This window comes from Pseudomonas sp. TYF_14, assembly GCF_043105275.1.
Taxonomy (GTDB): Bacteria; Pseudomonadota; Gammaproteobacteria; order Pseudomonadales; family Pseudomonadaceae; genus Aquipseudomonas; species Aquipseudomonas alloputida.
Genome location: NZ_JBICLK010000061.1, coordinates 193,211 through 216,408, shown reverse-complemented (window position 1 = coordinate 216,408; position 23,198 = coordinate 193,211). Strand labels below are relative to the sequence as shown.

Genomic DNA, 23,198 nt, shown 5'->3' with positions numbered 1-23,198 from the left:
CGGGTACCGCGTGCAAGCGGAGCGCGCAAGGCGTGAGGATCGAAGCCCGGAGGGCCAAGACGAATGCGAAGCGGGCGGCTTGGTTCATGAGAGCCGACCCAACGGGCACGCCCTAGAAAGCTCTGTACGCCTACTCGTCGAGCTCCAGCCGACATACTGGCTTACCACATCGGGTCAAAATGAACGTATGACCTTTCTCTGCGAGCTTGAGCACGCGACGAAAACGTCGACGCGCCTGGCTGATGCTCATCACGTACTCCATAAACCCCCTATTAACCTAATAGTCGACGAAGGAGCCCTTCGACCTGTGTGTTCTCATGCCTGGCACATATCTCGTCGAGCTTGGCGCCCCGACGCTCACCAGTCGCAAGGCTCAGCCCATGCAGCGCGTTAAACAGCCGTTGCTGCTCCTCAACGCCTTCGCGAACGTCTTGCCACATCGAATTGACCATCTTCACCACCGACTCAAGCTCCGCAGCCATTACCTGTGTCTCGATGAGCTTGTTACTGTTCACCGTAGTCTTGAGAGCTCCGGCACGCCGCTCAAGCTCCTGAAGCTGCTCACTCAAGGTCTCCGCCTGGTCGACCGACGTAGCAACACCATCAATGAAGATCTTGTCTTCCTGAATGCTGTAGATGGCCAGCGAACCGTCGGCACCACCGGTGACATCCAGTGCCAGCACATTGCCTAACCTCAAAGGCCGCGGAATCCAAGTATGCCCGGTACAGACTCGCCACACTCCCGGGACGCCTTCACGATGGTGCTTAACGATCCGATCTCGCCCCCACAAGGCGATTTCCGCCATCGCGGGATTGTCGAGTTGCTCCAGGAAGGTCGGCCAGGCCACGCCCGCCGGCACGTCTGCGTGCACAACGCCGACGACGCCCCGATTCGACGCAACCTCGATCGCGACCGGAAGACTCCGAAGCTTCTCGATGATCATCGCTTTTGACTCATCAGCGATCGTCATCCACCAGCCCGCGCCATGCGCAGAATAGCGAGCCTCGGGATTAGCGTCATAAGCGTCGATTAGCATCCGCTCGTGGTTGCCCTGGACACTGAAGAACCAAGGCTCGCCGAGCAGCTTTAGCCCATCCAATACGCCAGGCCCACGGTCAATCAAATCACCCACGGCAATAAGCCGATCCTTAGCTTTATCGAAGCCCAATGCGCGCAGACCGCGGTGTAGATCTGTGGTTTTGAAGTGGATGTCTCCCACAACAAAATCTCGGCCGTGGAGATTTTTCGGGAGCTGAAGAACCTTGGAATTCATGGGGTAGGGCACGTCTCCGGTGCCGTTGCCGGCATGTCGATAACCCACCTATTTTCCGCTTATCCAACCCATACGTCGAGGAATGCTGCCCCTTCAGACACGCCTCCCGTAATGATCCCAAATGGGAACATTAAGCGCGTTTTTATGGGCTAATGTCCCAAAATGGGATCACTATGGAGAGCGCTTAGCTGGCGCCGAGACGAAAAAATTTCGTCGCCGCCATGGGGTTCATTACTCACCATGTTGAATGGCTTGGCAGGGCGTGATCGAAGATTGAAAAAAGCGCTGCTCCCGTGTCTAGCGATATCCAACATTTCACGGACGGTTAACGTTCATGAGCTTGTCCCTAGACGCGGCTAAAGCCCTTTTGGACGGGGGGATCGACGCCACTGCGGCCCTCAGCACTGTCCTAAATCAGGTGTTGCTGCACTCACCCGAAGAAATCCATGCCGGGCTAAAGAACTCCTTCGGCGCCGCCATGCTGAGTGTATTGACTGCGACTGTTGATGTAGCGCTCTGACGTTTTCAGCGACCGAGAGCCCAGCTCCTTCCGTCCGTATGCCTGCTGAGCGAGAACCCCTGACAATTCGGGATATGGTTCGCTATCTCGTATTTACGCCAATCCAGCATTGCATCACCGTCGATCTCCTGCGGCTGTTTCTCGAGGAGCCAGCGAACTGTGTTGAGGTACTGACCATGTGAAAACACCACGATCTCATTGGCCGAGTGTTCTGCGATTCGGTCAAGGAAATGCAGAGCCCTGGCCACGAGATCACGGAAGGACTCCGCTCCTTCGCCGTCAGAAAAAGCAGGATCTGATCTCTGCCAGTAAGCATCGACCCAGCCCCGCCTTTGTACGAGCGTCGTATCTACACAGCGCGTCGGCGCAAGGTAGGTGAATTCGTGAATCGGCCAAGTTTCGAAAGCAGCACCAGGATAAAGTGCCGTGGTAGCAAGTGCGGTTGCTTGGGCGCGAAGGAACGGTGAGGCCAGAATGAGGCCAGGGGCGCTAGCGATCGACTGAGCGACGATACGGGCTTGCTCCAGGCCTTTTGCCGTCAAAGGAATGCTTGCGTGATCCCTAGTTGGCTCGCCAGCGTTGGCGGCGCTCTCGCCGTGGCGTATCAGCCTGACGTTCTTCATTGACTATCCTTCCCTGGCTCACGTTGCTTGGATTGCGCCATGCTGGCATGGCAACGTGTGGGATAGCCATGGCGAAAGGGAGAGATCGTGAAAAGAGAGCTCTCTCTGGCAGAATGCAGAGCAGTGTGTTCGTAAACTCTGAAGGAAACTCGTGCTGACAGTTTCGGCGCTAAGGGTACTGGCCCAAGTAGCACCTCAAGCTCTGATGAGCTGGTCACGTCTCGTGGCTCAGACGGAATTCGCCTGGCAAAACTCCAACCTAGTGTCAGACGCTGAAGGGTGGAAGACCCTTTGGTTTGAGATGGAGATAGTCAATGGCCTCGCATTAGCCGAGTGGGAGGAGGAGGGATCTCCTCAAGATTGGTCGCACCGGTGGCGTGAAGGGTACGAACAGGATGCGCGAGGGCTGATTGATCAGCTGCTCCAAATGCTTGCCCGTCCTGACGGATCCGAGTAGTCCGATTCTACGAAGTGTTCCTGCTTGGCCAGCCGGTCGCGGCCACAGGCAAAAGAAAGCCCGCTGCTAGGCGGGCAAGGTCTATCACACGTAGGGATGGCTTCAGAGTCTCCCAATCCCCTGAAAACTGAGTGAAGGAAACTGAATCAGGTCTCTGCCGACATTGTCAGGATGATCTTTCCGACATTGAGTGAAGCCTCCATTTTCCGGTGTGCATCCGCGGCTCGCGCCAATGGGAAGGTGCTATCAACCACTGGCTCGAGACTGCCTCCACCCTCAAAGCGATCGAGCCAATGTTCGCGGAAGCGTCTGACCATCGCATGCTTTTCAGACTGTGTGCGCGACTTCATCACAGTGCCGATGATCTGCAAGTGGCGGTAAAGGACGTCTTCCAGCTTGAGACTTACTTCACCACCTCCACCCAGAATTCCTACCTGTACCAGGCGGCCACCCTTGGCGAGCGACTTGATATTCCTGGTGAAGTAGGGCTCACCTACAAAATCGATGATGACATCGACACCTTGCCCTTCCGTGTGCTGCGCGACGACCTGGGCAAAGTCCTGCGCTTTGTAATCGATAGTGACATCGGCACCCAGATTCTCGACCCGGGACAGTTTTCCAGCCTCTGCGGTGGCGAAGACTTTGGCGCCCATGGCGTAAGCGAGCTGCACAGCTGCTGAACCAACGCCACCCGCAGCGGCATGGATGAGTACCGACTCGCCTGGTTTCAGCTTCGCCAGGTGGATCATTGCTTCGTGAGCGGTCACAAAGACTTCCGGGATCGCCGCAGCGTGCACGTAGTCGAGCTCAGCAGGAATCGGCATTGCCATGCGGTAATCAATACGCGCAATTTCAGCATAGGCGCCGCCACCCACAACCCCCATCACGCGATCGCCGATTTGATAACCTGACACCTCACTGCCTATTTCGATCACCTCACCCGAAATTTCCAGGCCGATGATCAGCGAGTCGCCGAAATTGGGACGCCCATAGCCACCAGTTCGATGGGTTAGATCCGCTCGATTCACGCCGGCAGCGTGTACGCGTACCAGCAGGTCGGCGGGACGGACTTCCGGCACGGGTACATCACTCACCTGGAGCACTTCAGGGCCGCCAAAGGTTTCAAAGGTGATCGCTTTCATGGCTTCAATGGCTCCGAGTCAACGAGCGTGGAATGGGCGATGGCAGATGCAGTGATCGCTGCAGGAAATCCTGCATAGAAGGAGAGGTGGGTAATGGCTCCAGCAAGCTCCTCACGCGTAATGCCGTTGGCTACAGCACGCCGCAGATGGGCCGGCAACTCATCGGAGTGACCACCAGCAATCAGTGCCGCGATGGTGATGAGGCTCCGGTCGCGTGGTGACAAAGAGGCGTCGCCCCAGATTTGCGGGTAAAGCGTCGAGTCAATGAATTCCGAGAGTTTCGGCGTGAAAGCCCTGGCCGCCTCCCGAGGGCTTGTAAAGTTGAGACCTGTCATGGGGGCAGCTCCTCAAACCTGGCTGATGAATTTGTTGGTGAGGTAATGCTCGATACCTTCGATGCCGCCTTCCGAACCGTGCCCGCTCTCCTTGATTCCGCCAAAGGGCAACTCTGTGGCGACGATGCGGTACTGATTGATCCCGATCATGCCGGCCTCCAAACCATCGGCAACATCGATGGCCGTCCGCGCATTGCTGGTGAACGCATACGCCGACAGGCCATAGGGCAAGCGATTCGCCTCAGCCAATCCATCCGCCAGCCCTTCGAATGGCATCAAGATTGCGATCGGGCCGAATGGCTCCTCGTGCATGATGCGTGCATCCATCGGCACATCGGCCAACACGGTGGGTGCAAAGAAGAAACCTGGCCCAGGCAAGGCTTCGCCACCGGCCAACACCTGGGCTCCCTTGGCGACAGCATCAGCCACCAGTTCCTCCATCTTGTTCAACTGCCGCAGGTTGGCGAGCGGCCCGACTTGCGTATGAGGGTGCATACCGTTGCCGACCCGCAGTGCTTTGGTCGCGGACACGAATTGATCGACGAATTGCGGGTAGACACTCCGCTGAACCAGGAAACGGGTTGAAGAGATGCAGACTTGGCCGGTACCGCGGAAGCGGTTGGTGACGCCCTCCACAGCGGCGCGTTCCACATCGGCATCGTCGAACACCAGCACTGGGCCATGGCCACCCAGTTCGAGCGTGATCGGCTTGACGCCTTCGGCTGCGCGACTCGATAACAAGCGGCCAATGGGCACAGAGCCCGTAAAGGTCACTTTGCGAATAATCGGCGACGCGATCAGCTGGCTTGAGACCTCATCGGGTACTCCAAACACGACCTGCAGCACACCTTTCGGCAACCCAGCATCATCCAAGGCACGAGCAAGGGCGAGGGCAGTAGAGGGGCTTTCCTCACCAGGCTTGAGAATGACGCTGCAGCCGGCCGCCAGCGCTGCAGACAGTTTGCGTGCTGGCGTGATTGCCGGGAAATTCCAAGGGGTGAACGCGGCAACGGGGCCTATTGGCTGGCGCTTGACCAGTTGCAGCACACCGGGGCGGTTGGCCGACACCACACGACCATCGATGCGCCGAGCGCTTTCGGCGAACCACTCGAAATACTCCGCCGCCCGGGTAACCTCGTCCATGGCCTCGCCAATCGGCTTGCCTTCTTCCAGCGTCATCTGCGCGGCGATGTGTGCTGCACGTTCCAGGATCAGGTCGGCAGCGCGTTTGAGAACCCGGGCACGCTCAGCTGGAACCGTGTTGCGCCATTGTTCAAACGCGAGCTTCGCCGTCTCGAGGGCCAGATCAAGCTCGTAAGCAGTAGCCAGCGGCACCTGACCGATGATTTCTTCAGTTGCGGGGTTTCTGACGGTCGCCGTTTTACGGTCGTCTGCGTCGATCCATTTGCCGCCGATGAAAAGGTAGAGCGAGTCATAGGGTGTGTTCATGGCTGTGACCTTCATAGGGTTCTCTGGTTGGCCTGCACTGGAAGCTACGCAGGGCTTGGAAGACGGTGGCTGGCGCCGGCCCGTGGAATTGAGTCTATGGAGGTCGCCGGGATGGATTTAGCCCAGCTGAAGGGAATGATTGTTGTGCAGAAAGGCAAAATCGCTTTCAAATGCGCACTGATTTGCACACAGTGGCAGGTGAATGAGCAGGCTCAGGGGAAGAGGTCGATGGACAAGTTTTCTAATATGTCGGTGTTCGTGAAGGTCGTTGAGATGGGTAGCTTCACGGCAGTGGCCAATCACCTCGACTCCACGGTGGGAAACGTGTCGAGGGCGGTGTCGGCGCTCGAGCAGATGCTCGATACGCGCCTGCTTCAGCGCTCCACCCGGCGCTTGTCGGTCACCGATGCGGGCAGACGATTCTACGAGCGCTGTACCGTTATCCTGGCCGACCTTGAAAACGCTGAGGCAGAAGCGAGCAACGCATTGCTCCAACCTCGAGGCATTCTCCGCGTCCATTGTGTGCCTGGCCTTGCTCGACACCTTGTTACTGAGGCCGCGCTGGAGTACCGCAAGGCGTTTGGTGACGTAACGATCGACTTGATGCTCTCGCAGCGCATGCCAAACCTGCTTGAAGACCAGCTGGACGTATCGATTCAGATCGCCAGGGTGCTGCCAGACTCAAGCTATGTGAGCCAGAAAATTGGAGTCAGCCATTGCGTATTGGTGGCATCGCCCGATTACCTGGCGAACCATGGAGCGCCCAAAGCACCTGCAGACCTGGTTGATCATCAATGTCTCTTGCTGGGCACTGTGGACTACGCGCGAGATGAGTGGCAGCTCAAGAGTCGAATGGATGATGCAACGTTCATCCCCAGCGGGCCAGGTTTCAGTGTGAATGACATGGAGGCCATGTCTGTTGCCGTTAGAAGCGGTGCGGGTGTCGGCTTGCTGGCGGGATTCGCAGCCATCGACGATCTGCGAGCGGGAAAACTGATCCGTGTGCTTCCTGATTACTTCACCGAAGAACGAAACGTGTACGCGGTGTACTCATCGCGGCAGTTCATCGATGCCAAGATCACCCGATTCATTGATGTCTTGAAGGACAGGGTCGGTGGCCAGCTGGCGGTGATTGCCGAGGAACTCATTCATTAGCAAAGCGGAAGCAATGAGCGTCTGACTCGCCCAAGCTCAATCATCACGCTCGAGTATCGCATCCAGTGGCTCCTCGCTCATACGCGCAAGAGAAGGGGCAATTTATGGATCGCGAATGCCTTGGGAGTTCTGACACCTTTGATGCTCCGGCATCACCCAATCATGAACACGCGTTACCGACGACCGTTTCAGAAAGCCTGCAATTGGCGCTCGATGCTGGCGCCATCATCGGAACATGGGAGTGGGCCATTCCGGAAAACCGGGTCACCGCCGATGAGCGTTTTTCAAGATCATTCGGACTGCCGTCGGGCAGGTGCTTGCAGCCATTCCGATCGAGGAAGCATTTTCATCAATTCACCCCGGTGACCGTGATCGCGTCCGCCGACATCCAGGAGGCGATGAAGCGCGGCGGTGCTTAGCGGTGCGAATACCGGGTACGCCAGCACGATGGCAGCTTCAGGAGGATTGAGGCCAGTGGACTAGCTGAGCTCAACGAAGAGGGGCAGGCAGCACCAACGAATACACCTTTCAGCGTACCATTAGCCTGATTGATGGCTATCATAGACAGTGAGTAGATTTTGCACTCAGTCAATGGGCCGCACTCAGTAAACGTCTAACAAACATACAGACAATGATTTCTAGGATGACTAATGTTTAATAACGAAAAAGAAATGCAGGAAGCGATAGGGGTGCATCTTCGGGAGTTTAGCGGCCTAGGCGATATAATTATTCCATGCAAATACGAAAAAGATGGTGATGTACGGCGCAATCGCATTATCGAGTCGTATGAATATTGCTTGATGTGCTCGCGCGAGACGGTACTCGTTAGTGAAGATAAAAATATCTCTCTATTCGCGTCGGAAATAATAAAGCCTGACTTTCTGCTGTACGACCCCGGAATGGAAACATTTGTAGTGGTCGAACTCAAGAACTCTTCAAATCCTACAAGAGAAGCTGGAACGGAGCTGGGTGCATATACAAACGCCATTAAAGCGCATTTCCCACTCATTTCAAATGGTGATGTAATTTGCGTGATAATCTCAAATTATTGGCCAACTCTTCTAAAAAACTATTTGTTTAGTGAGATATTTTGGCATAAGCGAAATATTTTATGTCTGCAACCAAAATCTACCTCGCCACTACGACTTGAGCATCTCCCGCCTGAAAAGCTTCTCAATGATAATACGCCATTGAAATTCAATAAGAATACCTTTTCAGGCCTCCAGAATTGCATATATGCAAATAACATATACAGCGGAGGTGCTATTGAGGATCTGGATAAACATCTTGAACAAATAAAGTCTGCATTTGAACGAATTATTAGGAAGTCCAATGAAATAAATTCACATGGATTCGCTTTCCTGTGGCGAGATTTGAGAGAGCGTACCGTGGCCAGATACAGCATTACGTATCTTGATATCAATCCGTGTGAGAAGTTTCAGCGCTACGAAGTCAGTATTCCGAACAAAATATCTGAATCCCTGCATGACGTTATTACTGAATGGGAGAGCTCCGGAGTCACCTATTCGACGATCAATGCAATTTCAAAAGGTGACTATTTTCTCAAGAGTATAGCTGGCCCTGTACCTGAAGCTCCATCGCCTTGGCGTACGCTAAGGAAGTTTATGCTTGCCGATAGCGAGCTTATTTCCTTCAGGGCGTGGGGGGTGATGGCAGATCTTCATGAGGAAGCGCTTTTGGAGGAGTATAAGTCTGATGGGGGTACTACGAAATATGACTGCCCCACATTTGGTTTGAAATTTATATCGCGTATTATTCCAGACTGATCTCTGAGTATGGCCGCTGGGGTGTGGCGCACCAGGGGGTGAGTATCAGAGCGTCGGTGGGTTTATGGCTAACTGCAGACGGGAGCTGCCCGCATAGCATGTTGGCGGATCGACGTATTGCGATACGGCAGTGACCTTTCGGCTTTTTCTGAGCAAATGTTGGGGCTTACATTATGGATCATCCATGGTTGGTGTTCGGCAATCGTGCCAGCGAAGACGAGCGTCGGGCTGCGATAGGTGGCCTATTTGGTCGATCGACAGGCAACTTGGCGAACTGAGCCAAGCTGAAGTGAGCTTCAACGTGACTGTTGTCGGTCAGACGTTCGATGCGCCCGGACGCTTAGCAGCAATTCAAGGGATAAAGCAGTTTTGGGTACCGACCTCAAGCCTTTGCGAGACGATCGAATACCTCTTGGTAGATATCCCCGTCAGCCAGAGCGAAGAGCAGCATCTCTACCTCATGAATATGCTTTTCATCGCCCCACAGATCCTTGCTCACCTTGCGCACGATGGATAGGTACCGAAGGTAGGCATCCTGCTCTGGCACAAAATACTTTTTCCTCATACTTTTCGGGTCACTGCTTTCACCTTGAAGTAATCGTTCACCCAACAACAATGTGGTGACATCCAGCATCTTCAGCCGCGTATTACGACCTTCAGGCATCGGAAATATAGGGTGGGCAGCACCGGTAAGGTAATTGATGGCATTCAGAGAGTACGCCACGCGTGCATCATAGATGCATGCCCAGTCAGGGCAGACGATAGACGCCCACTTCGACCAGCTGCTGATGAGCTTGAAGGAAGGCTTGAACCCCGTCGGCACTGCTGGGGAACCCTTGTGAGAGGAGAAGAGTTCAAGCGTTTCGCGGACTTTTGAGAAACGCTTGATACCACCCCATACCTTGATGAAATAGGTGGCTATTCTGCCATGCTCAGCCTCACAACGGGTTGAGAGAACAAGATCTCGAAGTCCTGCCTTCAGCTCAAGAGTTCGATCGAATGAGGTTTTGCCTGTAAAAGCGATACCAAACTCTGTGGTCGCCAAGTGATCATCGAATGCCCAATCGTAAAGAGACGGCAGATCATCTTTTTTCTCCCGCAAGAATTCCGCTACAGCTTTTTCCATCATCTGCCCGCCGTAAAAATGACGCAGATGATAGCAAAAGCACATCTCCGCATGGGCCCTGGACTATCGTTCGTCTAGCCGTGAGCTTGCTAGTTCGTGAAAGCTAGCTCGGTCTGCATTGAGCGTTGCTCTCCGGGTTTAGCTGCACGAGGCGGGCAACGACCAGACAATTGAATGGTGCTTGAATCGTTCAGCTGGATGCTCAGGCTAGACAAGCCTCCATCGTGCAGAAGCTCATCAAGCTCGACTCGCATTTTTGACATCAAGTCCGATGCCGACCTTCCAGTGTCCTCGCTCAGTGTCAGCGTGAGAAGCGTCAACGGGCTCAGCTCGAGCCGACTGCTGATCTGTTCAAGCTTGTCCAGAGTGATGCTTGATTTCCCTAATTCAAGCTTTGATAGGTAGGTGCGGCTGGTCGTGTCAGCAAAGTCCCGCTGTGTGATATTACGCTTGCTGCGCAGTGCACGAAGCACGTTGGCGAAGGAGGCTTTGAGCGTCATGCTTCGTTCTCTGCATTTTTGGCCATTTTGATAGGGGGCTACGTATCCTGCCTGTAGCCTATCATGGCTGGATAGGAGCACTCGAATGTAGAGGTAGCACCGCACCGCTAATTCGCAGCGCAGAAAGAATGTGAGGTTGTACATATGCAGCGAAACAAACGGCAACCAGTCCTGCCCGATGATCCTTTGTATCAGCAGGCCATAGAGGCCATGAAACGCTACGATCAAGCCAAAGCGGATGGGAAGCCAGAAGCTGAGGTGGAACGCCTGCGTTTAGAGGCCGAGTACGCATTTCAGTCAGTCACCGACTACCAGCTTGAAGCGCTCGGAGGCCCGTCGCCGACACGACATTAGGACTGATCGACAAAGAATCATTGCCCGCTTATCGCAGGGTGCAAGGTACCTAAATCTTCGTTGCGTGGATTGCCTGTAGGGTTGAAACTCCGGTGAGAGGTGCGTTTCAGGTAAGCGCTGACGGACGACAGCAGTCAAAGCCGTCAAAGCCAAGCAGGCGAAGGCCGACCAAAGTGAGGTGGACTAACCGTGGCTAATTCAATCGAAGCGGAGCGTCGACTCAGACGGCTGCTTTGGGCTCTCTCCGATCTCCGCCCTGGCGACCCTAAAGCGGTAGCTGTCCTCCGAGAGCTGAATCTGGTCGAGCGCGACCTTTGCGACGTGTCTTTGACCTGCAAACATCTCCTCGACCTGGTCACTAAATCTCCTCGACCCTCAGGCCGCTTGGTCGTTGACGAGCATACGATCCCGACTCCTTGGCGGGAGCGATTCGCCCAAGCAAGCATCGGGTCTACCCGAGTTGCCGCGGGCCCGTACTTGGATGACTTTGAGAAGTTCGTCGAGGAATGGGGGAGGGAGATGACCCATCTTCAGGCGCATCGGGATGCGGCCCGTTCAGACTGAGCTTCCACACCTATTGCTGCAGCAGCCACCTGATGACGAGCTCACAGGCCCGGGTGTGTAACGTAGTTTTTGGAATGTAACATCGGTCACGTTACATTCCAAAAACCGTGTTACAAACCTTGAAGTCTGGCCGTTAGGGCAGAGCGTCGCTTTGCTTCAGCTAAGTGCTCTTTGAGCTTTTCAATGCTCATGACCTCGGATCCACGATGCACCACCGCATGGCAGTTCGGGCACAGCGGGATCAGATCCTTTATCGGATCAAGCTTGTACTCGGCGCCGATCGTGCTCAGAGGAACGATGTGGTGGACATGGATGAGTCCCTCGGCAACCTCGCCATAAACCAGTCCGAAATCAAATTCGCACGCATAGCAAACCGCTTTGTAGTGATCAATACATGCGGCCCTAGCCTGAGCGCTACGCTCATAGGCATTAACCTTGACCTCTCGGACGGCGCCCTCGAGATACAACTCGGGCTTACTGACCTCTTCAGGGAGTGCTGGCATCGGTGGCTCGTCGCACGCAAACCACTCGCCATCCTGCTTCAGTAGCCACTTACGAAGGATGGAGCGCTCAAAGTCTTTGATCTTTGCAGGGCCCGCACCGTCCTCATCCTGGCGCTCATCTGAGTGTGTAATCTTGAACGTATAGAGTTCGTATCCTTCCTCTCCAACCAGCCTGAGATGCTCCACGCTCTGCGGATAACCATGGTTACGACGCCCATTCTCGATTTCCCAATCCTCGCTGAGGATCAGTGTACGACCGCCACTTATGTGGATATCCCATGCGCCAAAAATGATCTTGCGCTCTTGGTGATTCACAAACGACCAGCTCCAATTCCAATTTCTGCATGTCGCTCCCAAGGATAGGATGAACGCTTTGCGGTTTGGGTAGTACGGAGTGGTCATGCGCAGATCCTGGCGTGAGAACCGTAAGGGTGGTGAGGGACGTGCGGAACGTGACGGAGTCGACAACGTTAGCGCTTCGCTTATAGCATCAGGCCACACGGCCATCAAAGCGCCATGCAAAAGCACTTCGCCAAGGAACGTCGACTGTGATCACAAAAATCCGTATCCGTGGGTACCGCATCTACAAAGATTTCGAGCTCAAGCCCAATCCCGGCGTAAACATCCTGGTCGGTGACAATGACGCCGGGAAGTCCACATTGATGGAGGCCATTTCGCTGGCGCTGAACGCCCGTATAGGTGGACGGGGGATCCTCGAAGAACTGAATCCACACTGGTTCAACACTGAAATGGTGGCTGAGTTTCTCGCACTTCGGAAAGCAGGGAAGACGCCTAAGCTTCCGGAGATCCTGATTGAGCTTTATCTGCAAGATGTAGCTGATTTGCAGATGCTATTCGGCGCGGTGAATGCGGACGTGCCGACCAACGTGTGCCCGGGGGTATTCCTCTCCATTTTCCCGAACGAGGAATACCAGGACGAGCTGGATCAGTGGCTCAAGGATCCTTCACTCCTGCTGCCCGTTGAGTATTACACCTATGAATGGCGGTCGTTTGCTGACAACGAGCTCACTCGGCGCCCGCGGGCGCTGTCGGTGGCCACGATCGATTCTCGGACGGTCAAGTCCGCTGCTGGGGTTGACTACCACCTTCGACAAATCCTGAGCGATCACCTGGAGTCAGCCGAGAAGGCGCAAATCTCGCTGGACTATCGAGGCGTGAAAGCATCCATGACTGAAGGAGCGCTGGCGCCGGTGAACAAGCGGCTCGAGGGGCTTGGCGCTGCGCTGCAGTCTGAGCCTATGGCGCTGGCAATGGATCAAACGTCCAGGACATCATGGGATAGCGTGGTCACTCCTCACGTCGATGGCCTTCCGTTCGCAATGGCTGGCCAGGGGCAGCAAGCCGCAATCAAGATCTCCCTCGCGATGAAGCGGCACTCTTCAAGCGTGAAAATCGTGATGATCGAGGAGCCTGAAAACCACCTCTCACACACCAGCCTAACGACACTTCTCAACCGTATCGAAGACCTGGCCACGGAGGAGCAGCAGCTTTTCATTTCAACTCACAGCACCTACGTGTTGAATCGACTCGGCCTCAACGCGTTGCTACTACTCCACCGCAACAGCGCGGCCAAGCTCACGGAGCTCGACCCGACAACGGTGAGCTACTTTCAAAAGCTTCCAGGTTACGACACCCTCCGGCTCGTGCTCGCGAAAAAGGTCGTCCTGGTAGAGGGGCCATCTGACGAGATCATTTTTGAACGTATCTACGAAGACTGTTTTGGGGCTCGACCAATGGCCCATGGAATTGATGTCATCAGCATGCGTGGACTTGCACTAGCACGATGCCTTGAGCTTTGCGCTGCGATCAACAAGCCTGTCGCCGTCATGCGCGACAACGATGGCATTGACCCGACTGAGCTCCGTAAACCAGTTGAGCAGTGGCTGGAAGCGAAGCGCAGAGATCTCTTCATTGGGGCGGTAGCCGACGGCGCGACTCTTGAGCCTCAACTCATAACTGCCAATGGCGAACCTCAACTGCGCAAGACCCTCGGCATCACCGCTGCGGCTAACCTGGCGACGTGGATGACTCGTGAGAAAACAGAGGGGGCAATTCGAATCGCCGAGTCTGATGAAGCCCTCAGCCCACCTCCCTATATGAAGGCCGCGGCGGAGTTCATTCACGATGCCTAACCATCTGACACTCGCGGTCGCCGGCGGGAGAAAAACCCAGGGCCTCGTAGATCACTGCAAAGGACTGCCCAGTGATCGCCGCGTCCTTGTCGCCACGTTTACCCAGACAAATCAGCAAGAGCTTTCCCAACGTCTTCGAGCACAGGCTGGTGATCTCCACAACATCGAGGTGCTGGGTTGGTACACGTTTTTGCTTCGCCACTTTGCAAAGCCGTTCCTGCCGGTGAAATTCCCCGGTGAACGGGTAGGGGGCTTCAATTTCGAAGGGCGCCCTTACAGGTTCGCCAAGGGCAAGCAAAGGTTCATGGACGGAAGCAACCAGGTCTACGGCTGCGAGCTTGGCCGCCTGGCGCGCGAGCTAATGGCCGCAACACCTGCGTTGCTTCGTCGCCTAGAGCACCTCTACGACGAAATTCTGATCGACGAGGTTCAGGATCTGAGTGGGTACGACTGGGAGATCATCCATGATCTGCTGCAGTCCCGAATCGACGTTCGCATGGTCGGTGATGTACGCCAGGCCGTGCTGTCGACCAACCCGAGGGGGCAGAAGAATAAGCAGTATGGCTATGCCGGCGCTCTCGAATGGTTTCAGGAGCGAGAGCAGGGTGGGCTGTTGAGTATCAACTACGCGACGGTTACCTATCGGTGTCGGACGGAGATCGCAACGTTCTCTGACACCATTTTTGATGAGTCTTGGGGTTTTCCTGGAACCACCTCAGAAAATCACGAGGTCTCAGACCATGACGGTGTGTTCTTGGTGCACTCGAAGCACATTGTCCAGTACGTTGAGCGGTATCGCCCTCAGTGCCTTCGCGCGATGGCTGGTTCAGGCAAACAGTTCTCCCTCGACTACATGAACTTCAAGGTCTCCAAAGGTGCGACGTTCGAGCGTGTGCTAGTCGTACCTACTGGGCCGATAGAGGCGTTTATCCAGAAGGAGACCTGTCTTGAAGCTACGTCCGCGGCCGCGTTCTATGTAGCAGCAACGCGTGCAAAACAGAGCTTGGCGATCGTGATCGATAAGCCGGGCAAGTCGACGCTGCCAGTCTGGGAGCCCTGACTACTTCAAGAGACAAATGGAAAGGGTGACGCCCATATCGGCGCCATCCTTTATAGACGGGCTACCTTGAAGCCCGCTGATCCTCAGTATGTGGCGTGCCGCCAAACGCTCTAAGATCGTAGGCCTGTCGCAGAGCAGTTTCATCGCTCGAGTGCACCCGAGCCTGAGCGAAAGGCATGTTCAGAAAACGCCGGCGTTCGTCGTTTCCGAGCTCTGACCAATACCTCACCTGGCCCGACTCATCTGGAACACCAAATGCGCCAAGTAGGAAGCCCTCCAGGGCTGTCAGACGCTGCTGGCCGTCCAGCAACACCTCGCTATTGATCGCAAACGCTCCACCTTGATCGGCGTATTCGTACCAGTCATTGATCAGGTACGACCCAAGGTCTGCCCCCATCCAAATCGACGTAATGAACCTGACCTTCTGCTCGTCCGTCCATACAGCCGGTCGCTGCCAGGGGGCGAGGGGATGGCCCATAGCGAATCTTGTGGCCCATGGGTATTGAGCGCGCGCACCTGACGGGTCAGCAGAGAATTTCTCGAGGTTGGAAGCGAGTGTGTGCACTTGGTGCATGTAGATCGTGGTTTCGAGCTGCTTTTGCGGCATACGAATGCAGGTGGGATCGTCGACGCTGCTGAAAATTTGGAATGCTACGTAATGAGAAGACATTTGATCTCAAAAAACCTTAAATGAATATAGGATCGCGTGTAGCGTGCCTCTTGACACTGACGCGCTTTTATTAAGGCCAAACAAGATAGCATGGTTCCAGCAGAGGAAAACCCAAAGGCAGCTAGTTTGAATCCTCCCCAAAGAGGTGCATTGATAAAAATGTTCTTTATACGGTACGCGACCACCCTTCACGTACCGCATAAAGAACATTAAGCATGCGGGCATAAGATCAAAATTTATTTTCGAGCCCAAAAATTACTAACCATATATCAAAGAGAAGTCAGTGATAGGTTGGTATTTGCAACACTCGAAAGCGGAGCGCGCAGGCCTCTGGCCGAAGGCGTGAGGATGGCAGCCCGTAGGGCCAAGACAGCCGCATAGCGGTGGCTTGGTTCACAACAGCCGTACCCGCAGGGGCACGCTAGAAAATGTGCTTGGAAATGAAGGGCAGGGCAGATGACAGTCAGAGCCAAATCAATCATCAGCCCCTGTGTTAGAGCGTTTTCTGTGAGCCGGATCCACCAGATCTTTCACAGCTTCACGGCTGCGTAAAACCTGCTCACGGATTTCCTCGGGATCAATCGACATCCCACCACGGTCAGTGGCCCTCAAGGTTTTGAGCTGATTGAGTGCTTCGATGAACTCTCGCTCACGCCTCATCTCGACTTCTGGCCTACGATCCGGAAAGAAGAAGTCCCAGATACGAAACATGAAATTCATGACGCAGGTTGCCTCGTGGCTGAGTTGAGCGGTGACTGATCTTAGATTATGAAAAAGCCTGAAGCCAACTGTTGAGTAAACTGCTAAACCTCATTCCGCCCGTCGGCGACTGTGTACTTAGACCAACCTGTGTACTACGGTTAATCAAGGTTGCCTCACCTCAGCTCTGGTCGACTCAAAGAGGTTCTTCACCCATCACTTCCTTCCTGCATCTTGTGACTCAGCTGTCTTGCGACAGATAAAGCGACCAGCAGCAAAGACAGCGATTGAGGATCATGAGATGGCCAACATACTCACCCATGCTGCTCGACATGCTAAAGCGGAACTCCACGCTGCCGGCATTGAAGTGGGACACGCGAACCTTCAGGAAGTCTTGGCTGCGCTCCTTGGCTACCACACCTATCGCGCACTCAAGCATGAAGAGGATGACCAAGAGCTTGAGCATCATCTGTCCGATGCAGAGTTCATCGTTCTCAACCAGGAGCTTGGAGAATGCCGTGCTGCTGAGCTGTTCGAGCTCCCAGGCGAGGTGTTGCTCAAGTGCATAGCGGCGCTGGAGGAATGCCTGCCAGCTCAGATTCTCCCAAGCGTGGACGCGTACCTTGAGCGTCATGGAGTGAGCGCGGTAATCGCAGCTTTGACAAACAATCCGCCACAGAGATTGCACCTTGGGCCGGATTGGAGCTCGGGGTACAAGCTGAGCGCTGACCAACGCTTTTCATTTCATGAGCCAATCTGGGAAGCGCGTCGCTCATGGCACGTGCATGCAGAAATCTCTTTGCAAAGCATTGCATCTGACGCGAAGCAGCGGAAAATCAATGTGCTGCTCACTCATGCGAAAGCGGGCCGCTCTGGACTGGTCTTGAAGGGAGTCAATCCGGTCGAGGACATCACTGCAGTTCTTGACAGTACGCAAGTGGATCAGTTGGTTCGAAGGGATGACGGTTCAATTGGGCGTCCTTGGGTAGCTGTTGTTGTCCGTACCACCTCTGGTGCCGTCCTTGGAAGCGCTGTTTCATTCGCTGATAATCCAGAAGATGCAGAGGTCGACGCTTTGACCGACGCGCTCGATTCGGCTGTGCATGGTGATAATGATGGAGCAAATCAAACCAACGGTTACCACATCTTCCAGCTTGATGTGGATCACGCCTTTACGTCTGCACGGCTTAAGCAAATGGCCCTAGAGGCGGGGATTGAGATCATTCACCGCTCCAATCGCCCTAAGCAAATGGGCGGAACAATAGAAGCTATTTTTCACAAGATCTCGGAGTCAATGATCATGAAGCAGCCAAGCCTACACGCCCTGAAACCTATTTCGGATGAGGAAATAATGTCGACTGAAGAGTTCGAGCAGCTCTTCAAAAAGAGCTGAAGGCTCACGACCTTAGCAAAGAGGAGGGCGCACGCCTTCCTCTTTGTGCCTGTTGAATATGAAAAGCGCAGAGCTCGTCTGACGCCATTCAGTATAGCCACCCTCCGGGGTCACCCCCTTGGAGTTGTTATTGACGACTTACGCAAAGTCGAAAAAGAAAGACTCTGGTATTTTTCGACTGCTTTTCTAACCCTTGGGTCGCCAGTTCCCATAGCAAACTCTACTAAATTTACGCGGCATTTTCTTGCAAATTTCCCTTCTGGAGAGGTTGCGAAAAGCCTGGCAGGAGGTAAGGGTTTTTCGGGATCCAGCTCCAAATGCATGAGATACTGCTCAAAAATTTGCTTAAATTGACCTCCTAAAGCTCGAGATGAGCCGCCAGGCAGTGTCTCGATCCATTCGCCTGCGGAATTTCTATAAAATTGGTTTAGTAGCCCAGGGCTTCTAGTGCTTCCCATTAAGCGCCTTCTTGAATTTCGTGAATACCTAGCAAGTGCGAAATACACCATAGTGATTAGCTTGTATTTTTCACCATATGGGAGATGCGCGAGGCTATTCATATACCAATCCATTTCAAACTCAGTCATTTTTATGAAATTCGGCTTATGCTTAGCAAACAAGCCTGCAAGCGCAGGCTCAAATTCAAGAACTGAAACGTCTTGATAGTAGAATTTATAAAACCGGTTGATCACGATCTGAGCGAAGCCCAGTTGGCGTGAAACATCACGAGACGCTGATAAGAATGGGCGCCAGTATTGGTTTATTGGCCAGGCTCCGTAATTCAGCAGTGGATTTGGTACGAACTTTAAACTGGAACTCGGCAAACACCAGCTAGCAGGTGGATTGCAAAAAAATGCCACATAACGCTCGATCTCGAGAGGCTTCAGATCCAGCAGCGATAGCCCTTGAGAGAAGCACCAGTTCAACAGGCGCTCAAGGTGAATGGTTTCAAAGTAATACGCCTCAGTAGCTTGCTCTGGTCTCCAGCTATGTGCAAGCCAGGCAAGGTAACGCTGACAGTACCAGACGCTGATGAATGGGAGGCTAGATGACACCACATCCTCGAGCTTGGCCGTCACATCGGCATTTTCAGGAAATTGACTGAGCCCAATTGGACGCCATTGGTCGTACGGGCAGAAGATGGGAAAAGGGACAAACGGCGACACCATGCGGGGCACCAGCATCGTAAAATTGTGCAGTTACTAGAGATTGTAGCCGGTAAGACGCGTCTCCTTAGCCCACACAGGTTTGCGATTTGTGGATCTAGACTATACGAGAGAGGTGCACCGCAGGCCTATGAATCTGAAGGGAACACAGGTTTTTGGAAGAAAGCTCACAGGATCGTGAAAATGAACACACGAACATCTATGACATAGCACGATATTTAACATAATATGCATTATGAGCACCTTGGTATGGAGCTACCGGGGCCGTGGGTGGGCAGATTTAAAGCCAGGCCACGGGCCTCGATTACTGGGCCGCAGATCAAGCTTGGACCTCAGCGATGTAACACAGCACGAACGGATCCTGCGAGCCTCGTTCCTTGTAGTAACCAACCACGTTGGCCAACGTCCACCGCAGCAACCCCATCAGCACTGGATCGGCAAATTTCCAGCTGGCCGACTCGTACTGATACCGGCTGTTGGTGAACACATCGCGATACCGCTCGAATGAGTGTTCCTGGCTGTTCAGGGCCAGGCTCTCGCGAATAGCTGCAGGCATCGCGTGAAACAGTGTCAGCAGATCGTGAGCGTCACGCTTTTGTTTGGGTGGAATCTTGCCGATTGACTGCAGGTATTGGTGAGCCGTTTTGAGTGCTTCGACATCAAGCTTATAGGTTTCGCCGGACGTACCTTCGTGCTGATTTGGCACGGAAATAAAGCTTTTCAGCAGGATTTCCATACCGATCGCTGCATTGACCATGGCGACATGCAGGAGGTTTTGGGCGTCTAAAAGCTCAGCGGCGTTGAGGTAGTAACGGGCGCTTTCAAGCATCCAGCCCGGAAAGTAAGTCATTAAATGGTGGTCGTTGGTGGTGACTGCCGCCGGAGGTAGCTCATTCTTGAACGCTAGCGTGCAAACGTGGCGTTAGCGATAACGCATGAGCTACCCTGCCCTTATAATATGAACACAAGAAATAACTACGCTAAATATTCATTTAGTAGAGTTACACTCAATAAGTGCCTTATTCTGATGTCGACCAGAACTAAGTTGTGTACCGTCAAACCCTGCCCTGATGACGGCTGCGAAACGCTTCCGCAACATTAAACACTCCCATACCGGCAAGCATCGCGAGCACGAATAGCCAGGCTTGCCAGTACCCCCCGGCGAGTAACACCAGCACCGGCCCCGGACATACGCCGGCAAGCCCCCAGCCTATGCCGAAAACCAGGCTCCCCCCGACGAGTCGACGGTCGATGTCGCGCCTGGCAGGCAGCTGTATCTTACCTCCCAGCAAGGCCGTGGTATGACGTCGCGCCCAAGTCATCGGCAACAGTGCGGCACCTATCGCACCCACCATGACCAGTCCCAGCGACGGGTCCCACTGCCCGGCAATGTCGAGAAACCCCAGCACCTTGGCGGGGTTTGCCATGCCGGATAGCAATATTCCCATGCCGAACAGCAACCCTGCGATAAAGCCACTGATCCGCTTCATTTCATGCTCCTGAAAGTATATGCCTGACCACGAAGACCGTGGCAAAACCTGCTGCCATGAAGCACAGCGTCGCCACTGCAGAGCGAGGCGACAGGCGTGACAAGCCACAAACGCCATGGCCACTGGTGCAGCCACTGCCATAGCGGGTACCGAGGCCTACCAGAATTCCCGAGACCATAAGCAGCCAAGGCGCCACACTGAAATGAACGGGAGGCATTTCTGAGAACAGTTGCCAGGAAAGTGGCGCGGCAAGGAGTCCCAGCAAAAAGCACACTTTTTCGCCCCGCCCTTCCCCGCCACTTTGCAGCATCGAACCGAGCAAACCGCTGATGCCCGCGATGCGCCCGTTCGCAACGGCGAACAGCCCAGCGGCCAAACCGATCAATGCCCCGCCTGCCAATGCCGACCACGGCGTGAAGGCAGCCATATCAACAAACATCTCAGCGCTCCATTGTCGAATCAGAGACAAAAAAGATGCCATCTTAATGAAGTCAGCTGGCGGGCGCAGACCTGATCGTCAGGATGCTGCACGGTGCATGGCTGACAAGCCGCTCGGTGGTATCGCCGATCACCTTGGCCCAATGCCTGGGCTGCACGGTGCCGACCACCACTGCATCAATTTTCAGCGTGGCGATGTAGGACTTGATCACGCGCAGGGGCGCACCTTCGCTGAAATGCCGGTGCGTGTGGGCGATGCCATGTGCATCGGCCAACGCATCGAAAGGCAGCTGCAGTGACTCGCGTAATTGGTTTACCCAAGGGCCGGCAAGGTCAGGGTTGGCCAGCATGGCGATGGGCAGGTCGTAAGCCGAGAGCAGGTGCAACTGCCCCTTGCATTGAGTCGCCAGTTGCTGACCTGCCGCGACCAGGGCATGGTTGAGGGCGTCGTTGTGTGGCGACGGGTTGGCGACATCCACTGCGACCAGAATGTTCTGGGGGATGGCTGGGGCATCCGCCGGTACGAACAACAATGGCGTCTCACTCCCATGCAGCAGCGCCTGGTCGAGCGAGGTCCGAGCGATCTGCTCGAGCAGGGAGTGACCCGGGCAGCCCTTGATCACCAAATCAGGTGCGTAGCGGGCAATGCACGCTGGCAGCTGATCACGCGGATTGGAGGTTTCAACTGCCTCGAAACCTGGCCGAGCCCCAACGAATGACTGCTCATCCAGCAGTGCTTTGAGTTCGGTACTGAAATGCATGAACGAGGCCGAATGAAGTGGGGCTTCCTGCAATTCGTGAGGCAGGCGCAGTACACCAGATTCATGGATGCCCAGTACATGCAAACTCGCACCGGACGCCGCAGACAAGGCCATGGCCCGGGACAGCGCGGCATTGGCTTGGGCCTCGGTCATGATAAGCAGAATCCGGCGATACGGCGTCATGGGTACCTCCCGGCGCGTTGCCTGGGTTGCATGCGATGTCATTATCGAAGCAGGTGCTGGTTCGTTCTTGATAAATATCAATGCCCCCCAGGTGCCACTTTGCACCTGCTAGTGAAGAAATCCTACCGTTGCTGCCGCAGGCCAATGAGCTACCATCCATGCGTTGGTCGACAACTTGAAATGAACCGCCCATCAGGGCAAGAGTGCAGGCGATGCTCACTGTCACGCTGATCAACATGCTGGTCGTGATCCTGGTGGTGATCATTCACTACGAATGCTTGTTGCGCCTGAATGACTGGCTACCCCGCCTGAAGCTCTGGAGCCGGTTTCGCATCGTGGCGGGTGTGTTCGGCGCACTGCTGGCCCATGCCATTGAGGTCTGGTGCTTTGCCCTGGTGTATTACCTGATGGCCCATGCCGACGGCTGGGGCACACTCAGCGGCAATTTCGACGGGAGTTTCCTGGACTGCGTGTACTTTTCCTTCACCACCTATACCACCATCGGTTTCGGCGACATCACCCCGAGCGGGCACCTGAAATACCTGACCGGCCTGCAGGCATTGACCGGCCTGGTGCTGATCACCTGGACCGCTTCGTTTCTCTTCCTGGAAATGCAGAAGTACTGGAAAGCCAAATAGCGGCGGTTCAGTCGTCCGGCTGCGGCGTCCAGCACCAGGGCACCCACAGGCGGGCCGGCTCAAGGCGCGGTTGCCTGGGGCTCCTCGGGCAGCAGGTCGAACTGTTCAAGACAGCGCTGCTCATCATCCGCGGTGAGCACCTTCAAGCCGCTCACTTCCTGCATGGGGGTTTCGAACAAGGCCATGCGCAGCACCCCGTTGCGCTCCATGAAGGTCTGCGCCAGGCACGTGCACACCGGTTTGCCGAGAAGCGCGGTGAGTTTTTCATCTTCGGGTATATCCACTTGAGCCTGCAGGTTGGCCTCGCAGTTCGCCACGATCTGCGTCACTGAGCGCCCTGCCAGCCACAAGGTGCCTGTGCCCAGCAGGGCCAGGCACAACAGCACCACCAGCAGGATGTTCGATTCCCGAGCCACTGAGCGAAGGAACGCCAGTCTGGCCTGCCAGCCTGTCTCCTGGCCGTTGAAAATGGCTTTGCCAACGGTGCGCTTCACGCCCCGCTGCACCGCCCAGCCTAGCGCCACGCTCAAGGTCAGCAAGGCCAGCATCACGACCGGATTGTGCAGGGGCAGGCGCCAGGTCGGGCTCAGCCCGCGGTAGGCCGATGCGGCGAGCAGTAACACAAGGATCGCTACGATCCAACCCAGGCTGCCCTTGGGGCGATGCAACCACGCTCTGAGTTTCGCCCTAGCTTGTGTGTTCATGAATACCTCCCGTGCCAGCCTGGGCTGTATGAAAAGCCTTGATACTCGGTGATG

General features: G+C 54.9%; 26 protein-coding genes. 9 read left to right on the top strand and 17 right to left on the bottom strand.

Annotated elements, in window-relative coordinates:
* Window positions 1–130: 130 nt before the first annotated feature.
* Window positions 131–250, bottom strand: coding sequence for a type II toxin-antitoxin system Phd/YefM family antitoxin (locus ACF8O8_RS17240; protein ID WP_162911999.1), 120 nt, complete (start codon window positions 248–250; stop codon window positions 131–133).
* A 22-nt stretch (window positions 251–272) separates the two neighbouring features.
* A complete protein-coding gene (locus ACF8O8_RS17235; RefSeq protein ID WP_213883138.1) occupies window positions 273–1,274 on the bottom strand; it encodes a metallophosphoesterase in 1,002 nt (333 codons plus the stop codon).
* Window positions 1,275–1,608: 334 nt separating this feature from the next.
* Here ACF8O8_RS17235 and ACF8O8_RS17230 point away from each other — a divergent pair, with 334 nt between their 5' ends.
* Complete coding sequence (locus ACF8O8_RS17230) at window positions 1,609–1,794, top strand: hypothetical protein (protein WP_213883139.1); 186 nt, start codon at window positions 1,609–1,611, stop codon at window positions 1,792–1,794.
* Window positions 1,795–1,799: 5 nt separating this feature from the next.
* Here the strand turns inward: ACF8O8_RS17230 and ACF8O8_RS17225 are convergent, their stop codons facing one another.
* From ACF8O8_RS17225 to ACF8O8_RS17210, 4 genes are all read right to left on the bottom strand, one after another.
* Window positions 1,800–2,417 carry a histidine phosphatase family protein gene (locus ACF8O8_RS17225; RefSeq protein WP_213883140.1) on the bottom strand — a complete coding sequence of 206 codons (618 nt, stop codon included), beginning with the start codon at window positions 2,415–2,417 and terminating at the stop codon, window positions 1,800–1,802.
* A 603-nt stretch (window positions 2,418–3,020) separates the two neighbouring features.
* Complete coding sequence (locus ACF8O8_RS17220) at window positions 3,021–4,016, bottom strand: NAD(P)H-quinone oxidoreductase (protein ID WP_213883141.1); 996 nt, start codon at window positions 4,014–4,016, stop codon at window positions 3,021–3,023.
* Window positions 4,013–4,351: a carboxymuconolactone decarboxylase family protein gene (locus ACF8O8_RS17215; protein ID WP_213883142.1), complete on the bottom strand. Its 339-nt coding sequence runs from the start codon at window positions 4,349–4,351 to the stop codon at window positions 4,013–4,015. The genes ACF8O8_RS17220 and ACF8O8_RS17215 overlap by 4 nt, the downstream gene beginning before the upstream one ends.
* A gap of 12 nt (window positions 4,352–4,363) precedes the next feature.
* Window positions 4,364–5,800 (bottom strand): NAD-dependent succinate-semialdehyde dehydrogenase, encoded by a 1,437-nt coding sequence (locus tag ACF8O8_RS17210; protein WP_213883143.1) that lies wholly within the window; start codon window positions 5,798–5,800, stop codon window positions 4,364–4,366.
* A gap of 228 nt (window positions 5,801–6,028) precedes the next feature.
* On the opposite strand from ACF8O8_RS17210, the gene ACF8O8_RS17205 reads away from it, so the two are divergent.
* From ACF8O8_RS17205 to ACF8O8_RS17195, 3 genes are all read left to right on the top strand, one after another.
* A complete protein-coding gene (locus ACF8O8_RS17205) occupies window positions 6,029–6,955 on the top strand; it encodes a LysR family transcriptional regulator (protein WP_213883172.1) in 927 nt (308 codons plus the stop codon).
* Window positions 6,956–7,059: 104 nt separating this feature from the next.
* Window positions 7,060–7,374: a hypothetical protein gene (locus tag ACF8O8_RS17200; RefSeq protein ID WP_308280948.1), complete on the top strand. Its 315-nt coding sequence runs from the start codon at window positions 7,060–7,062 to the stop codon at window positions 7,372–7,374.
* Window positions 7,375–7,605: 231 nt separating this feature from the next.
* Window positions 7,606–8,742, top strand: a complete 1,137-nt coding sequence (locus ACF8O8_RS17195) for a hypothetical protein (RefSeq protein WP_213883144.1) — start codon at window positions 7,606–7,608, stop codon at window positions 8,740–8,742.
* 382 nt (window positions 8,743–9,124) lie between these two features.
* On the opposite strand, the gene ACF8O8_RS17190 is transcribed toward ACF8O8_RS17195, so the two are convergent.
* Together ACF8O8_RS17190 and ACF8O8_RS17185 are read right to left on the bottom strand one after the other, a co-directional pair.
* Complete coding sequence (locus ACF8O8_RS17190) at window positions 9,125–9,871, bottom strand: hypothetical protein (RefSeq protein WP_213883145.1); 747 nt, start codon at window positions 9,869–9,871, stop codon at window positions 9,125–9,127.
* An 86-nt stretch (window positions 9,872–9,957) separates the two neighbouring features.
* Window positions 9,958–10,368 carry a helix-turn-helix domain-containing protein gene (locus ACF8O8_RS17185; protein ID WP_213883146.1) on the bottom strand — a complete coding sequence of 137 codons (411 nt, stop codon included), beginning with the start codon at window positions 10,366–10,368 and terminating at the stop codon, window positions 9,958–9,960.
* 144 nt (window positions 10,369–10,512) lie between these two features.
* On the opposite strand from ACF8O8_RS17185, the gene ACF8O8_RS17180 reads away from it, so the two are divergent.
* Window positions 10,513–10,722 carry a hypothetical protein gene (locus tag ACF8O8_RS17180; protein ID WP_138217798.1) on the top strand — a complete coding sequence of 70 codons (210 nt, stop codon included), beginning with the start codon at window positions 10,513–10,515 and terminating at the stop codon, window positions 10,720–10,722.
* 674 nt (window positions 10,723–11,396) lie between these two features.
* On the opposite strand, the gene ACF8O8_RS17175 is transcribed toward ACF8O8_RS17180, so the two are convergent.
* The gene (locus ACF8O8_RS17175; protein ID WP_138217800.1) at window positions 11,397–12,191 is read right to left on the bottom strand and encodes an HNH endonuclease; all 795 of its coding nucleotides are present in this window, start codon (window positions 12,189–12,191) and stop codon (window positions 11,397–11,399) included.
* Window positions 12,192–12,337: 146 nt separating this feature from the next.
* Here ACF8O8_RS17175 and ACF8O8_RS17170 point away from each other — a divergent pair, with 146 nt between their 5' ends.
* Together ACF8O8_RS17170 and ACF8O8_RS17165 are read left to right on the top strand one after the other, a co-directional pair.
* Window positions 12,338–13,942, top strand: a complete 1,605-nt coding sequence (locus ACF8O8_RS17170; RefSeq protein WP_392510043.1) for an ATP-dependent endonuclease — start codon at window positions 12,338–12,340, stop codon at window positions 13,940–13,942.
* Window positions 13,935–15,002, top strand: a complete 1,068-nt coding sequence (locus ACF8O8_RS17165) for a UvrD-helicase domain-containing protein (RefSeq protein WP_213883148.1) — start codon at window positions 13,935–13,937, stop codon at window positions 15,000–15,002. Before ACF8O8_RS17170 ends, ACF8O8_RS17165 begins: the two co-directional genes overlap by 8 nt.
* A gap of 61 nt (window positions 15,003–15,063) precedes the next feature.
* On the opposite strand, the gene ACF8O8_RS17160 is transcribed toward ACF8O8_RS17165, so the two are convergent.
* Together ACF8O8_RS17160 and ACF8O8_RS17155 are read right to left on the bottom strand one after the other, a co-directional pair.
* Window positions 15,064–15,672, bottom strand: a complete 609-nt coding sequence (locus ACF8O8_RS17160) for a DUF262 domain-containing protein (RefSeq protein WP_213883149.1) — start codon at window positions 15,670–15,672, stop codon at window positions 15,064–15,066.
* 474 nt (window positions 15,673–16,146) lie between these two features.
* Window positions 16,147–16,392 (bottom strand): hypothetical protein, encoded by a 246-nt coding sequence (locus tag ACF8O8_RS17155; RefSeq protein ID WP_213883150.1) that lies wholly within the window; start codon window positions 16,390–16,392, stop codon window positions 16,147–16,149.
* A gap of 280 nt (window positions 16,393–16,672) precedes the next feature.
* Between ACF8O8_RS17155 and ACF8O8_RS17150 the strand changes: the two genes are divergently transcribed.
* Window positions 16,673–17,764, top strand: a complete 1,092-nt coding sequence (locus tag ACF8O8_RS17150; RefSeq protein WP_213883151.1) for a hypothetical protein — start codon at window positions 16,673–16,675, stop codon at window positions 17,762–17,764.
* A gap of 110 nt (window positions 17,765–17,874) precedes the next feature.
* On the opposite strand, the gene ACF8O8_RS17145 is transcribed toward ACF8O8_RS17150, so the two are convergent.
* The 5 genes from ACF8O8_RS17145 to ACF8O8_RS17125 all read right to left on the bottom strand — a co-directional run bounded on the left by ACF8O8_RS17145 (window position 17,875) and on the right by ACF8O8_RS17125 (window position 21,802).
* Complete coding sequence (locus ACF8O8_RS17145) at window positions 17,875–18,933, bottom strand: hypothetical protein (protein ID WP_392510042.1); 1,059 nt, start codon at window positions 18,931–18,933, stop codon at window positions 17,875–17,877.
* 316 nt (window positions 18,934–19,249) lie between these two features.
* Complete coding sequence (locus ACF8O8_RS17140) at window positions 19,250–19,780, bottom strand: hypothetical protein (protein ID WP_392510041.1); 531 nt, start codon at window positions 19,778–19,780, stop codon at window positions 19,250–19,252.
* 205 nt (window positions 19,781–19,985) lie between these two features.
* Entirely contained in the window at window positions 19,986–20,420 is a 435-nt protein-coding gene (locus ACF8O8_RS17135; RefSeq protein ID WP_064492068.1) for a DUF6691 family protein, read from the bottom strand.
* A 1-nt stretch (window position 20,421) separates the two neighbouring features.
* On the bottom strand, window positions 20,422–20,859 hold the full coding sequence (locus ACF8O8_RS17130) for a YeeE/YedE family protein (RefSeq protein WP_350297894.1): 438 nt from the start codon (window positions 20,857–20,859) through the stop codon (window positions 20,422–20,424).
* A 52-nt stretch (window positions 20,860–20,911) separates the two neighbouring features.
* Window positions 20,912–21,802: a universal stress protein gene (locus ACF8O8_RS17125; RefSeq protein WP_010954173.1), complete on the bottom strand. Its 891-nt coding sequence runs from the start codon at window positions 21,800–21,802 to the stop codon at window positions 20,912–20,914.
* 212 nt (window positions 21,803–22,014) lie between these two features.
* On the opposite strand from ACF8O8_RS17125, the gene ACF8O8_RS17120 reads away from it, so the two are divergent.
* Window positions 22,015–22,440 carry a potassium channel family protein gene (locus tag ACF8O8_RS17120; RefSeq protein ID WP_010954172.1) on the top strand — a complete coding sequence of 142 codons (426 nt, stop codon included), beginning with the start codon at window positions 22,015–22,017 and terminating at the stop codon, window positions 22,438–22,440.
* A 59-nt stretch (window positions 22,441–22,499) separates the two neighbouring features.
* On the opposite strand, the gene ACF8O8_RS17115 is transcribed toward ACF8O8_RS17120, so the two are convergent.
* Window positions 22,500–23,144 (bottom strand): hypothetical protein, encoded by a 645-nt coding sequence (locus ACF8O8_RS17115; RefSeq protein WP_350297893.1) that lies wholly within the window; start codon window positions 23,142–23,144, stop codon window positions 22,500–22,502.
* Window positions 23,145–23,198: the final 54 nt, after the last annotated feature.

Bases quoted from the DNA above. Each gene is read 5' to 3' on its own strand.
- ACF8O8_RS17215 (WP_213883142.1), bottom strand. From the start codon at position 4,351: ATGACAGGTCTCAACTTTACAAGCCCTCGGGAGGCGGCCAGGGCTTTC.
- ACF8O8_RS17130 (WP_350297894.1), bottom strand. From the start codon at position 20,859: ATGTTTGTTGATATGGCTGCCTTCACGCCGTGGTCGGCATTGGCAGGC.
- ACF8O8_RS17145 (WP_392510042.1), bottom strand. From the start codon at position 18,933: ATGGTGTCGCCGTTTGTCCCTTTTCCCATCTTCTGCCCGTACGACCAA.
- ACF8O8_RS17175 (WP_138217800.1), bottom strand. From the start codon at position 12,191: ATGACCACTCCGTACTACCCAAACCGCAAAGCGTTCATCCTATCCTTG.
- ACF8O8_RS17195 (WP_213883144.1), top strand. From the start codon at position 7,606: ATGTTTAATAACGAAAAAGAAATGCAGGAAGCGATAGGGGTGCATCTT.
- ACF8O8_RS17155 (WP_213883150.1), bottom strand. From the start codon at position 16,392: ATGAATTTCATGTTTCGTATCTGGGACTTCTTCTTTCCGGATCGTAGG.
- ACF8O8_RS17240 (WP_162911999.1), bottom strand. From the start codon at position 250: ATGAGCATCAGCCAGGCGCGTCGACGTTTTCGTCGCGTGCTCAAGCTC.
- ACF8O8_RS17230 (WP_213883139.1), top strand. From the start codon at position 1,609: ATGAGCTTGTCCCTAGACGCGGCTAAAGCCCTTTTGGACGGGGGGATC.
- ACF8O8_RS17135 (WP_064492068.1), bottom strand. From the start codon at position 20,420: ATGAAGCGGATCAGTGGCTTTATCGCAGGGTTGCTGTTCGGCATGGGA.
- ACF8O8_RS17160 (WP_213883149.1), bottom strand. From the start codon at position 15,672: ATGTCTTCTCATTACGTAGCATTCCAAATTTTCAGCAGCGTCGACGAT.
- ACF8O8_RS17115 (WP_350297893.1), bottom strand. From the start codon at position 23,144: ATGAACACACAAGCTAGGGCGAAACTCAGAGCGTGGTTGCATCGCCCC.
- ACF8O8_RS17190 (WP_213883145.1), bottom strand. From the start codon at position 9,871: ATGATGGAAAAAGCTGTAGCGGAATTCTTGCGGGAGAAAAAAGATGAT.
- ACF8O8_RS17225 (WP_213883140.1), bottom strand. From the start codon at position 2,417: ATGAAGAACGTCAGGCTGATACGCCACGGCGAGAGCGCCGCCAACGCT.
- ACF8O8_RS17235 (WP_213883138.1), bottom strand. From the start codon at position 1,274: ATGAATTCCAAGGTTCTTCAGCTCCCGAAAAATCTCCACGGCCGAGAT.
- ACF8O8_RS17150 (WP_213883151.1), top strand. From the start codon at position 16,673: ATGGCCAACATACTCACCCATGCTGCTCGACATGCTAAAGCGGAACTC.
- ACF8O8_RS17165 (WP_213883148.1), top strand. From the start codon at position 13,935: ATGCCTAACCATCTGACACTCGCGGTCGCCGGCGGGAGAAAAACCCAG.
- ACF8O8_RS17205 (WP_213883172.1), top strand. From the start codon at position 6,029: ATGGACAAGTTTTCTAATATGTCGGTGTTCGTGAAGGTCGTTGAGATG.
- ACF8O8_RS17140 (WP_392510041.1), bottom strand. From the start codon at position 19,780: ATGACTTACTTTCCGGGCTGGATGCTTGAAAGCGCCCGTTACTACCTC.
- ACF8O8_RS17120 (WP_010954172.1), top strand. From the start codon at position 22,015: ATGCTCACTGTCACGCTGATCAACATGCTGGTCGTGATCCTGGTGGTG.
- ACF8O8_RS17180 (WP_138217798.1), top strand. From the start codon at position 10,513: ATGCAGCGAAACAAACGGCAACCAGTCCTGCCCGATGATCCTTTGTAT.
- ACF8O8_RS17210 (WP_213883143.1), bottom strand. From the start codon at position 5,800: ATGAACACACCCTATGACTCGCTCTACCTTTTCATCGGCGGCAAATGG.
- ACF8O8_RS17125 (WP_010954173.1), bottom strand. From the start codon at position 21,802: ATGACGCCGTATCGCCGGATTCTGCTTATCATGACCGAGGCCCAAGCC.
- ACF8O8_RS17200 (WP_308280948.1), top strand. From the start codon at position 7,060: ATGGATCGCGAATGCCTTGGGAGTTCTGACACCTTTGATGCTCCGGCA.
- ACF8O8_RS17220 (WP_213883141.1), bottom strand. From the start codon at position 4,016: ATGAAAGCGATCACCTTTGAAACCTTTGGCGGCCCTGAAGTGCTCCAG.
- ACF8O8_RS17185 (WP_213883146.1), bottom strand. From the start codon at position 10,368: ATGACGCTCAAAGCCTCCTTCGCCAACGTGCTTCGTGCACTGCGCAGC.